Below are 5,193 nucleotides of genomic sequence, written 5' to 3' on the forward strand. Positions count from 1 at the left end.
TGCGGACGCACTCGCAGCGCAGGCTATAATGAGCGTTTTGCGCGCACCTGCGCCGCCAGAATCGATATGGATCACATCACCGAAACCCGTCGTCGGCGCACGTTCGCCATCATCTCGCACCCCGACGCGGGCAAGACCACGCTGACCGAGAAACTGCTGCTGTTCGGCGGTGCGATCCAGATGGCGGGCTCGGTGAAGTCGCGCAAGGCGGCTCGCCATGCGACGTCGGACTGGATGGCGCTCGAAAAAGAGCGCGGCATCTCGGTGACGAGCTCGGTGATGCAGTTTCCCTATGCCGAGCACATCGTGAATCTGCTCGACACGCCGGGCCACGCGGATTTTTCCGAAGACACCTATCGCGTGTTGACGGCGGTCGATTCGGCGCTGATGGTTATCGACTGCGCGAAAGGCGTCGAAGAACGCACGATCAAGCTGATGGACGTGTGCCGCTTGCGCGATACGCCGATCATGACCTTCATCAACAAGCTCGACCGCGAAGGCCGCGCGCCGATCGAGTTGCTCGACGAAGTGGAATCGGTGCTGAAAATTCAGTGCGCGCCGATCACCTGGCCGATCGGCATGGGCTCGCGTCTCAAGGGCGTGTATCACCTGCTGAGCGGCGAAGTGCACATTTTTGAGCAAGGGCGCAATTTCACGCGCCAGGATTCGACCATCTACGGCTCGCTTGACGATCCCGCGCTGCAAGCGAGGATCGGTGCGGACATGTTGCGCGAATTGCGCGACGAACTCGAACTCGTCGAAGGCGCCTCGCATCCGTTCGATCTCGACGCCTATCTGGCCGGCAGACAAACGCCGGTGTTCTTCGGCTCGGCGGTCAACAATTTCGGTGTGCAGCTGCTGCTGGATTTCTTCGTCGAACATGCGCCTGCACCGAAGTCGCATGCGACGACGACGCGCACGATCAGCGCCGTCGAGGACAAGCTCACCGGTTTCGTGTTCAAGATCCAGGCGAACATGGATCCGCAGCACCGCGACCGCGTCGCGTTCATGCGCATCTGCTCGGGTACGTTCGACGCCGGCATGAAGGCGTTCCACGTGCGCAGCGCCAAGGAAATGAAACTTGCCAACGCGCTCACCTTCATGGCCAGCGAGCGCGACATCGTCGAGAGGGCGTATCCGGGCGACGTGATCGGCATTCACAACCACGGCACGATCTCGATCGGCGACGCGTTCAGCGAAGGCGAGGCCCTGAGCTTTACCGGCATCCCGAATTTCGCGCCGGAATTATTCCGCCGCGCGCGCCTGCGCGATCCGCTGAAGATGAAGGCGTTGCAGAAAGGCCTCGCGCAATTGTCCGAGGAAGGCGCCACCCAGTTTTTCCGCCCGCTGATGTCGAACGACCTGATCCTCGGTGCCGTCGGCGTGTTGCAGTTCGACGTGGTCGCCTATCGCCTCAAGGACGAATACAGCGTCGATTGCGCGTTCGAGAACGTCGCCGTCGTCACCGCGCGCTGGATCAGATGCAACGATGCGAAGAAGCTCGAGGAATTTCGCGAGAAAGCCGCATTGCATCTGGCCATCGACGCGGCCGGCGAGCTCGTCTACATCGCCCCGTCACGCGTGAATCTGCAACTTACCCAAGAGCGCTGGCCGGGCATCACCTTCGCCGCCACGCGCGAACACGCCGCCGCCGTCGACGTTTGATCCACTTCGCTAGAGCATTTTTTACTCAAGTGCTTACCTATGGCGCGATCTGCTTCTCCTCCCCCCTTGCGGGGAGGTCGGCACGCGCAGCGTGCCGGGAGAGGGGATGGTGCCGAAGGCGCCCGCTATCGCGCGCGCTACCCCTCTCCCCAGCCCCTCTCCCACAAGGGGAGAGGGGCTCCAAGGCAACGTCGCAGTTGTAAGCTTTTCCGCTCTAATCATCCCGCTTTCGCGGGAATGACCGCACAACAGCGTCACCCCGCTATATATCTTTGCAACTGCTCGAGCTGTTCGGCCTGATCGTCGATCACGGCCTTGACCAGGTCGCCGATCGAAAGCATGCCCACGACCTTGCCGCCGTCGACCACCGGCAGATGGCGGATGTGCTTGTCGGTCATCAGGCGCATGCAGCGATGCACGGTATCGCCCGGACCCACGCTCAACACCTGCGAGGTCATGATTTCGCGCACCGGCGTTTCCGCGGACGAACGTCCCTTGAGAATGACCTTGCGCGCATAGTCGCGCTCGGAAACGATGCCGAGCAGTTCGCCGTCCTTCATCACCAGCAAGGCACCGACGAACTTGTCGGCCATCATCTGGATTGCGGCGAGCACCGGTTGCTCCGGGCGGATGGAGAATATCTCCGTCTTGCCCTCGACGAGGTTTCTGACGATCTGCATGGCGCCCTCCTTCATTCGCTGCGGCGGCTGGACCGTTGCGCACTAGTCTACTGCGGATGATTGCGCGGGGCGCGCGCTGTTTTCAAGTTTTTCCTGCGCGCGCGCAGGGTGCAATTCATCGATCAGATACAGTGGCCGTTGCTTGACTTCCATGTACAAACGTCCGAGGTATTCGCCGATCATGCCCAGCGCCATGAGCTGCACCCCGCCGAGTGCCAGAATCACCACCATCAGGGTCGGATAGCCGCGTACAGAATCGCCGAAAAACAGCGCCTTGCCGAAAACCCAGGCGGCGGAGAGGAAGGCCAGCAGCGCGGTCGACAGACCGACATAGGTCGCCAATTTGAGCGGCGCACCGGAAAAAGAGGTGATGCCCTCCAGTGCGAAATTCCACAAGCGCCAGAAGTTGAACTTGCTCACCCCGGCGAAACGCGGATCGCGATCGTAGACCACGGCGATCTGCTTGAAGCCGACCCAGGCGAACAGACCCTTCATGAAACGCTGGCGCTCGCGCAGGCGTTTGAGCGCATCCAGCGCACGCCGGCTCATGAGGCGGAAGTCGCCGGTATCGCGCGGTACGGGCGTGGCGCTCAGGCGCTCCATCACACGATAGAAGGCCCGCGCGGTAAATTTCTTCAGGCCCGACTCGCCGGCGCGTGCGGAGCGCGTGCCATAAACCACGTCGTAGCCCTCGCGCCAATGCTGCACGAACGCCGGAATCAGTTCGGGTGGGTCCTGCAGGTCGGCGTCGATCACGACGACCGCGTCGGCATCGACCTGATCCAGGCCCGCGGTCAGTGCCAGCTCCTTGCCGAAGTTGCGGCTCAGTTTCAATGTCGCCACGCGCGCGTCGGTTTCGCGCAGCGAGCACATCACGGCATAGGTGTCGTCACGGCTGCCGTCGTCCACGTAGAGCACATCGCCCGCCAGATCGAGCTTGTCGAATACGGCGGCGAGCCGCGCGTGGAATTCGCGCAGGCTTTCGCCTTCGTTGTAGGCGGGGACGACGACGCTTAGTCTGGACATGAAACGGCCACGGGAATTCGACAGCCCGCATCCTAGCCCAAGCCCGTGTCAATGCGCGAGATACGCCGGCCCACCGAGTTGCCGTACCTGGCGTTCGATCCAGTCGGCGCGCTTCAGCACATAGGCGGATGGGCGATCGGCACGCAGCTTCTTCGGATTCGGCAGGGTCGCGGCGAGCAACGCCGCTTCGTGCGCACTCAACTGTTGCGCGGGCTTGCCGAAGAATTCGCGCGCCGCCGCGTCCGCGCCGTAAATGCCGTCGCCGAACTCGGCGATGTTCGCGTACACCTCGAGAATGCGCGATTTGGGCCAGGTCAGTTCGAGCAAGACGGTGAAATACGCTTCCAGGCCCTTGCGCACGAAGCTGTGCCCGTTCCACAAAAACAGATTCTTCGCCACCTGCTGCGAGATCGTGCTCGCGCCGCGCAGGCGTGCGCCCTCGTCGGCGTCGTCCATCGCGTCCTCAATCGCCTGCACGTCGAAGCCGTGATGTACGGGGAATTTCTGATCCTCGCCGGCGACGAGCGCGATCGGCAATTCCGCGGATATTTTTGGCAAAGGTATAAATTGATACTTCAGCGTAAAATTGCGTTCACCGCCGCGCCACGCCTCGATGCGGCGTTCGAGCATGAACGCCGAGGTCGGCGGCGGCACAAATCGCAGGATCAGCACGCACAGCCAACTGATCGCGACCAACTCCAAAACCAGTCGCAGCAGCCGCTGCCAGAACGGCCGCCGGCGCGGTTGTTTGGACGTCAACACGCCAACGCCCGGATCACGACGTCGCGGCCGCAGCCGCCAACGCCGGTCAGAGGTTCACCGCAAGCGCTCATCGCTCCGCTCCACCGCCTGTATGACTTTCATTATCGCTTGCGCGGCCGGGCAAACGAGCGGCGACCTGCGTCCGATTCCTCGCCGACCGTGGCTAATGCAATCGGGCCGGAAGCCTGTTCAAAAAAACGTCGGAACAGGTGCTCGTTTTGTGCGCAATGACACCAAAATAATTGTTAGTTTTCCATAAATCATGCTATTCTCGCTGTCCAGTCCTGCCTGTGGCTTGGGCTGTTCGTACAGTGAACTTGCGTCGCCCTGAACACTCTGTTATTTCACCGGATTGAACCGATTTTTCATATGCGCAAGCTTTTCGCCCTCTTGCTGATTGCGTCGATGCCGGTAGCCGGCTTCGCACAGTCGCTTGCGCCCGTGATTTCGCCGCCCGCCGGCCCGGATCCGCTCGCCGCACTGAGCCCGCACGAAGTTCCGCTGTGGAGCACGTCCGACGGCCGCATACTCGCCGCGCTTGCACTGAGTGGAGGTTCATATCCCACCCTGCCGCAATCCCCGCGTATCGGCGCCGCGAAAAATGAGTGGCGCCTGGTCGACGTAACCAACCTCGTTTCCGGCAGCCTGCTGCTGCGCCTGAGCGATAACGCGGCGGCGCACGTCGATCTCGCCAAATCCCGCATTCTCGCGCCGATCTCGCCGCCAACCCTGCTCTGCAGCGGCCTGGATGCGAGCGCATCGTGCGGCACGTCCGAAACGCTTGCGCACGGCGGCACGTTGCGTATCGGCGCCAGCTGGTTCGCTGGCGACAACCTCGATTTGGCCCTGAACTACGGCCTGTCCTGGATGCGTCACGACAACAGCCTGCCCCTGGCGCGCCAATGGAGCACCTACGAGGCCTTGCCGGGCTTGGGCGACTCTGCCCTGCCGACGCTGATCATCCCGGGTGCCGAACTGGCCAATGTGCAGAATTCTTCCATCAGCGCACTTGGCAGGTTGCACTTGAGCGACGCCCAGGCGTTCGACCTGGGGGCGAGCC

The 5,193-nt window shown here is 62.3% G+C and carries 5 protein-coding genes; 2 read left to right on the forward strand and 3 right to left on the reverse strand.

The window, feature by feature from the left end; translation table 11 throughout:
• Positions 1–66: 66 nt before the first annotated feature.
• The gene (locus tag VIE67_RS12075; protein WP_332026552.1) at positions 67–1,665 is read left to right on the forward strand and encodes a peptide chain release factor 3; all 1,599 of its coding nucleotides are present in this window, start codon (positions 67–69) and stop codon (positions 1,663–1,665) included.
• 254 nt (positions 1,666–1,919) lie between these two features.
• On the opposite strand, the gene VIE67_RS12080 is transcribed toward VIE67_RS12075, so the two are convergent.
• Genes VIE67_RS12080 through mtgA form a run of 3 tightly spaced genes read right to left on the reverse strand, consistent with a single transcriptional unit; the run spans position 1,920 to position 4,133 of the window.
• Complete coding sequence (locus tag VIE67_RS12080) at positions 1,920–2,345, reverse strand: CBS domain-containing protein (protein ID WP_332026545.1); 426 nt, start codon at positions 2,343–2,345, stop codon at positions 1,920–1,922.
• A 42-nt stretch (positions 2,346–2,387) separates the two neighbouring features.
• Positions 2,388–3,371: a glycosyltransferase family 2 protein gene (locus VIE67_RS12085; protein WP_332026547.1), complete on the reverse strand. Its 984-nt coding sequence runs from the start codon at positions 3,369–3,371 to the stop codon at positions 2,388–2,390.
• Positions 3,372–3,419: 48 nt separating this feature from the next.
• Entirely contained in the window at positions 3,420–4,133 is a 714-nt protein-coding gene (mtgA, locus tag VIE67_RS12090; RefSeq protein ID WP_332026549.1) for a monofunctional biosynthetic peptidoglycan transglycosylase, read from the reverse strand.
• Positions 4,134–4,502: 369 nt separating this feature from the next.
• On the opposite strand from mtgA, the gene VIE67_RS12095 reads away from it, so the two are divergent.
• Positions 4,503–5,193: hypothetical protein (locus VIE67_RS12095; protein ID WP_332026551.1), on the forward strand; the 691-nt coding region annotated here is incomplete at its 3' end.

This window comes from Rudaea sp. (assembly GCF_036560865.1).
Classification (GTDB): Bacteria; Pseudomonadota; Gammaproteobacteria; order Xanthomonadales; family Rhodanobacteraceae; genus Rudaea.

Coding starts and splice junctions, on each gene's coding strand:
- VIE67_RS12080 (WP_332026545.1), bottom strand. CDS start 2,345: ATGCAGATCGTCAGAAACCTCGTCGAGGGCAAGACGGAGATATTCTCC.
- VIE67_RS12075 (WP_332026552.1), top strand. CDS start 67: ATGGATCACATCACCGAAACCCGTCGTCGGCGCACGTTCGCCATCATC.
- VIE67_RS12085 (WP_332026547.1), bottom strand. CDS start 3,371: ATGTCCAGACTAAGCGTCGTCGTCCCCGCCTACAACGAAGGCGAAAGC.